This is a genomic window from Pseudalkalibacillus sp. JSM 102089 (assembly GCF_041366475.1).
Classification (GTDB): Bacteria; Bacillota; Bacilli; order Bacillales; family Guptibacillaceae; genus Guptibacillus; species Guptibacillus hwajinpoensis_B.
In genome coordinates this window covers 1-1,475 of record NZ_JBEWYW010000035.1, presented here as the reverse complement: position 1 = coordinate 1,475, position 1,475 = coordinate 1, and the positions used below count along the sequence as shown (strand labels likewise).

The 1,475-nt window shown below is 40.1% G+C and carries 2 protein-coding genes; both read left to right on the top strand.

Annotated features, from left to right (window positions below; translation table 11 throughout):
- Positions 1-54 precede the first annotated feature (54 nt).
- On the top strand, positions 55-618 hold the full coding sequence (locus ABVF21_RS22715; protein ID WP_283152487.1) for a transposase: 564 nt from the start codon (positions 55-57) through the stop codon (positions 616-618).
- Positions 504-1,445 carry an IS3 family transposase gene (locus tag ABVF21_RS22710; protein WP_283154307.1) on the top strand — a complete coding sequence of 314 codons (942 nt, stop codon included), beginning with the start codon at positions 504-506 and terminating at the stop codon, positions 1,443-1,445. The genes ABVF21_RS22715 and ABVF21_RS22710 overlap by 115 nt, the downstream gene beginning before the upstream one ends.
- Positions 1,446-1,475: the final 30 nt, after the last annotated feature.

Here is a 1,475-nt window from a genome sequence, read left to right as displayed (position 1 = left end):
GGTAGTGCACCCCGGAAGTTAGAGTTAAAAAACTAACTTCCGGGGTGTTTTTGTATGTCAAAGTATAGTGAGAATTTTAAATTAGAAGTTGTGATGGAGTATCTTCAAGGGTCTCTAGGATACCCTTCATTAGCCAAAAAGCATGGAATGCCTAGTCATTCTCCCATCAATGGTTGGGTTCGTGCTTATCAAGCCTTTGGTGAAGAGGGGTTGAGAAGGAAACAGGTCAAACAAGTCTTCCCTGTCCAATTCAAGTTAAATGTATTAAACTTTATGAAACAGACAGGCGCTTCTTATCAGGAGACTGCGATTGCCTTCAAACTGAACAACCCCTCGTTAATCGCGAATTGGTCCAGTACATTACGGAAGGAAGGAATCGATGGCCTCCAAGAAAAAGCGAAAGGACGGTCCTCTATGACAAAAAATCATAAACAAAAATCTTCGAATTCAGAAAAAGAGCTAACGCGTGAAGAACAACTTGAACGCGAAAATGAGCTTCTACGATTAGAGAATTCTTATCTAAAAAAGTTAAAAGCTTTTCAGGAGAACCCGAATGCCTATCTCGAAAAGCACAAGCAGCGCTGGTATTCGAACTCAAAAAAGAAGGATTCAAATTAAAGGACGCTTTACAGAGAGTAGATATTCCTGAAGCCACCTACCATTATCAGGTGAAGCAATTAAAGAACGAAGATCCAAATCAAGAGTGGAAAGAAAGGATCACGGAACTCTTTCATAAGCACGAGGGAAAATACGGCTATCGCCGCATTTACTTAGCGCTTCGAAACCAGGGGTATGTCATTAACCATAAAAAAGTTCAACGGATGATGAGTGAGTTAGGATTGAAGTGTGAAAAATTCACTCGAAAATCCAGGTATAAATCGTACAAAGGTAGAGTTGGAAAAGTGGCTCAAAACCGATTAAAACGCAGGTTCTATACTTCCGTTCGTCTCCAAAAATTCGTCACAGATGTGACTGAATTTAAATGTACAGGAAATGAAAAGCTTTATTTGAGCCCAATGATGGACTTATTTAATGGAGAAATTGTTTCTTTTGGGATTTCCAACCGCCCCACTCTCGACCTTGTATTAAACCCGTTGAAGGAAGTGTTAAAAACCATTCAAACGGAAGCCAAATACCGGACCACCATCCATTCAGATCAAGGGTGGCATTATCAACACAACAAGTGGGTGAAAACATTAAAGAAGAATCGAATCTTCCAGAGTATGTCCAGAAAGGCCACCTGTGCTGATAATGCGGCCATGGAGAATTTCTTCGGGATTCTCAAACAAGAAATGTATTATGGAGAAGAACTTGTATCATATGAAGAACTGAAAAGAAAACTCGAGGGATATGTAGACTACTATAACCATGAACGCGTAAAAGCAAAATTGGCTGGTTTAAGTCCGATCCAATACCGAACTCAAACCAGCCAAACAGCTGCATAATAAAAACTCTAACTTTTAGGGGTCACTACC